Origin of the sequence: Mesorhizobium sp. M1A.F.Ca.IN.020.03.2.1, assembly GCF_004023205.1 — a bacterium.
Lineage (GTDB): Bacteria > Pseudomonadota > Alphaproteobacteria > Rhizobiales > Rhizobiaceae > Mesorhizobium.
Genome location: NZ_RZSV01000381.1, coordinates 1 through 3,294 on the forward strand (window position 1 = coordinate 1; position 3,294 = coordinate 3,294).

General features: G+C 63.8%; 5 protein-coding genes. 3 read left to right on the top strand and 2 right to left on the bottom strand.

Annotated elements, in window-relative coordinates; translation table 11 throughout:
- Window positions 1-312: 312 nt before the first annotated feature.
- A complete protein-coding gene (locus EOA79_RS30880; RefSeq protein ID WP_067322626.1) occupies window positions 313-657 on the bottom strand; it encodes a hypothetical protein in 345 nt (114 codons plus the stop codon).
- A 671-nt stretch (window positions 658-1,328) separates the two neighbouring features.
- Between EOA79_RS30880 and EOA79_RS30885 the strand changes: the two genes are divergently transcribed.
- Window positions 1,329-1,631 (top strand): DUF982 domain-containing protein, encoded by a 303-nt coding sequence (locus tag EOA79_RS30885; protein WP_095824503.1) that lies wholly within the window; start codon window positions 1,329-1,331, stop codon window positions 1,629-1,631.
- Window positions 1,632-1,638: 7 nt separating this feature from the next.
- Here the strand turns inward: EOA79_RS30885 and EOA79_RS30890 are convergent, their stop codons facing one another.
- The gene (locus EOA79_RS30890; RefSeq protein ID WP_066998395.1) at window positions 1,639-2,358 is read right to left on the bottom strand and encodes a Crp/Fnr family transcriptional regulator; all 720 of its coding nucleotides are present in this window, start codon (window positions 2,356-2,358) and stop codon (window positions 1,639-1,641) included.
- A gap of 174 nt (window positions 2,359-2,532) precedes the next feature.
- Here EOA79_RS30890 and EOA79_RS30895 point away from each other — a divergent pair, with 174 nt between their 5' ends.
- The gene (locus tag EOA79_RS30895) at window positions 2,533-2,766 is read left to right on the top strand and encodes a hypothetical protein (RefSeq protein WP_095784272.1); all 234 of its coding nucleotides are present in this window, start codon (window positions 2,533-2,535) and stop codon (window positions 2,764-2,766) included.
- 81 nt (window positions 2,767-2,847) lie between these two features.
- Window positions 2,848-3,294 (top strand): alpha/beta fold hydrolase (locus EOA79_RS30900; protein ID WP_128293615.1); only part of this gene is annotated, 447 nt, incomplete at its 3' end.

Here is a 3,294-nt window from a genome sequence, read left to right on the forward strand (position 1 = left end):
GGACAAGAGCTCGTCTGCCTTTTCGTTGGCCAGGGTGTGAAGCCGGAGAAACCAAACCCTGTTCTCTTTACCATCAGGTCCGGCTGACGCGGCCCGCTGAGGACAATTCGGCGCGGGCCCGATGGTTCCGTGCTTCGGAGCCGAGAAGATAAGGCACCGAGGCAGGCCGTGCCGGGCCCGCCGCCGGCAAAAAACCGCCCCGGATGGGAGAACCGGGGCGGCAATTGTGGGAAGCAGTTCGGGTATCCGGGAACTGCACAGTCAGTAACTCGCCCGCGCGGGAAAAGTTTCCGGCCAGACCGATCATGCGTTCTACTTCGACGGCTGCGGCGGGACCTCGCCCGGCTTGATCACCGGCATCTGGCTGGTGTCGGCCGGCGGAGCGGTAGCGTTCTTGTCGCCCGTGGGCGGAGGCTTCAGCACACCGTCGCAAGGCGCCAGGCTGGCGGTCAGGTTGTTGGACTGATCATTGGCCTGCGCTTTCGGGGCCTGCGCTTTCGGCTGCTCGCCGGTCTGATTAGGGGTCGCGCTGGCGTCCGGTTTGACCTGGCAATCCTCGATCTGCGGATTCTCCAGCTGGGTCTGGGCCGCGGCAGTCGTTCCCGACATTTGGCCCGACATCAGGACAATGGCGAAGCCAAGAAGTGCTTTCTTCATTGGATCCTCCTTATGGATTCGGCAACCGCCGACGATCGGGGAGAGCCGTTCGCCTTGGCAGGCCGACGTCGACTCTGGCCCCGCTCGCCGTGTTTGCCACCGGGTGGCGGTGGGGCACCGGGGCATTCGTCATCCTCTTCTCGAGAGACAACGCTGTCGGAGAGACAACGCATGCCGGCCGAAAAGGTTGGCTTTCGGTAGAGGCTGCGGTCTCGGCAGGGCGTGGCGCACGTACATCAAAGTTAAATGCGCGAATGCTGCCGGAGTGCTAGTCGCTCGCAGTTCGGGGGGACTCTACGAGGAGAGTCCCATGGAAATTCGAGATCTGATCGGCACACTGTCCAGGTCATTTCTGCGCCAGGGTGCCCGGCGTCCGTGGCCGATCCAGTCTTTGCGCGCCGGCGTGCCGCTCAGGCCGCGTCCGCGCCCGCCGTACCGCCCGCAGCCGCCCAGCCGGCCGGCGAGCAATTAGCTTGCCGCTTATTCAGCGCCTGCCCGTGCAACCGGTCGGCGGCATCCTCGTTATGACGATCCAAAAACATGTGGTGGCAACGATGAGACCCTTTCGGACCAACAATCATCTTTTCATTCTGGCGGCAGCGGCGGTGACCGCGGCGCCCTTCGCGGGCCTCGCCTGGCGGGCTCAACAGTGGCTAGGATGGTGACCGGGGATGAGTAGATTCCTGCCGCTCACCATCCGCTTCGTCACTGGCGGCTCAATGGTGGTTTCGTCGATCGCCGACGCAAGGAAGGCCTTGGACGGAGCCTGGAAGAACAAGGAAGCGCCCGACTATTTGGCGGCGGCGCGGCTGGTGGACGACGCCATGGCGGGCATCTGCCGTCCGGCGGTCGCCTTCGACGCTTTCAAGCAGGCCGCCGCCCGGCAGGGCCTGCTGAGGACGGCCGACCCGAGCGCGGCACTCTCGATGCTCGACTCGCTGTGGTCTGGCGACGACCAAGGGCCGCCGCGCTGACGCGTTCTCACCTTGGCTCGTTCCTCATGCTGAGATAGGTCGGGTCGAATTCCGCAATGGCGACCAGACGGTTCCAGTCGAGGATGTCGATCAGGTGGTTGGTCCAGTTGATGACGTTCATGCGGCGCAACGTGCCGATGACCCGATTCATATGGACGACGGAGAGACCGAGCACATCGGCGAGTTCGGCCTGCGAAAGCGGCAGATTGAAGCTCATGACCCGCGTCTTCTTCACGGCCTGCAGCCTGACGAAGAGTTCGCATATCAGATGCGCCAGATGCGCGGTCTTGGAGCGGCGTCCCATGGCCACGATCCATTCCCGGTGGATGGCGCCGTCCACCAGCGTGTCCAACCAGAGCAGCCTCGTCAAATGCGGGGCCTTTTCGGTGATTTCCCGCAACTTGCTGTGCTCCGCAGCGATGATATGGCAGGGCGACAGCGCGACGATGCCATGGTCCATGGTCTTCAGGAGAAAAGCGTGCAGATCGACGAAATCGCCGGCAACATGGAGCGCAGTGAACTGCCGGCCGCCGTCCTCCAGCACCTTGTAGCGCGCGGCAATCCCGTCGACGATGAGGGTGCTGAAAGTCGGCCTTGATCCTTCGGCGACGAGATCCTCGCCAGCGACGAAATACTTCTCCACCGATGTGGCGCTGGCCAGCAACGCCTTCTCGCTTTCGGAGAGAGCATCGTGCTGACCCAGGTTCAGATAAAGGGGTTCCAGCATGCGCGGCCGCCCGTTGTGATTTTGCAAGGGCCTAACGTTGCAGAGCCGGGCCGGGTTGCAGCGGACCACCACACCGCCGGCCGCCGGCAAAGCAGTCCCCGGCCAAGACGGTCCGTTGGAACCATGATCGCGCGCAGGGATTGAACGTCCAGGTTGCGGCGGATGCTTTCGCGGATGGAACGCTTCTACTTCGATTTGTATAACACCGTGCACACGCAAATGGACAGCGAGGGGCAGCTCTTCTCCTCACCAGAAAACGCGCGAAAGGAGGCGCTCAGGATCTTGCAGGATGTCGCGCGCGACGAGATGCCGAACAGTGATAACCTCAAGATCACCATCAAAATGCGCACCGACAAGAGAGGCCAGATATTCGAGGCGTCCCTTACAGTCAAATCCGCCTGGAGCTGACCACGGAAGGCGCCAGCCGAGAGAAGCCGCGGCCCGAGCAACCATCCCGCCCGCGGCCGTTCCGCCTGTGGAGTACAAAGCATGTTCGGCGGTTTCGAAAGCGCGGAAGTCGATACGGGCGCGGCACGGACATTCATCCGGACTGCCGGCAGCGGCCCGGCGCTGCTCCTGCTGCACGGCTTCCCCGAAACGCATCTGATGTGGCGCGACGTGGCGCCGAAGCTGATCGACCGCTTTAGCGTCGTCTGCGCCGACTTGCGCGGCTACGGCAAAAGCTCCTGTCCGCCATCCGATCCGGATCATGCGCCCTACGCCAAGCGCGCCATGGCTGCCGACCTCGCGGCGCTGATGACGAAGCTCGGCTTTGGCCGCTTCATGGTTGCCGGCCACGATCGCGGTGGACGCGTTGCGTATCGCCTGGCGCTGGACCACCCGGACCGCGTCGAGAAGCTTGCCGTGCTCGACATCGTACCCACCGCCGATGTCTGGGACAGGGCCGACGCCCGGCTGGCGCTGGGCTATTGGCCC

Bases quoted from the DNA above. Each gene is read 5' to 3' on its own strand.
- EOA79_RS30880 (WP_067322626.1), bottom strand. From the start codon at position 657: ATGAAGAAAGCACTTCTTGGCTTCGCCATTGTCCTGATGTCGGGCCAA.
- EOA79_RS30885 (WP_095824503.1), top strand. From the start codon at position 1,329: ATGAGTAGATTCCTGCCGCTCACCATCCGCTTCGTCACTGGCGGCTCA.
- EOA79_RS30890 (WP_066998395.1), bottom strand. From the start codon at position 2,358: ATGCTGGAACCCCTTTATCTGAACCTGGGTCAGCACGATGCTCTCTCC.
- EOA79_RS30895 (WP_095784272.1), top strand. From the start codon at position 2,533: ATGGAACGCTTCTACTTCGATTTGTATAACACCGTGCACACGCAAATG.